Below are 241 nucleotides of genomic sequence, written 5' to 3' on the forward strand. Positions count from 1 at the left end.
CATCCCATTCTCTCTCCCTTTCCTCCCAATCCCACTCACCATTTCCCACAAAAAATACCCCCACAACACCTCCCCTTTCCCAACATAACCCAACACTACACCAACCTTACCCCTCTTACTTCTCCCAAAACTCCCAGCAACTCCCCTCCCCACATACCCTAACTCTTCCGAAGCTTCAACCACCTTCCCCCCCCTCTCTTCTTTAATACCTCCTACCCCATTGACCACCCGCCATACCCTT

General features: G+C 51.9%; 1 protein-coding gene. It reads right to left on the bottom strand.

Translation table 11 applies throughout. The annotated features are described in order from the left end of the window. Positions 1-183, bottom strand: a 183-nt coding sequence (locus tag FS628_RS32340; protein WP_440131326.1) for a hypothetical protein, incomplete at its 3' end; no start/stop codon positions are given. Positions 184-241 lie beyond the last annotated feature (58 nt).

This window comes from Paenibacillus xylanexedens (assembly GCF_007676705.1).
Taxonomy (GTDB): Bacteria; Bacillota; Bacilli; order Paenibacillales; family Paenibacillaceae; genus Paenibacillus; species Paenibacillus xylanexedens_C.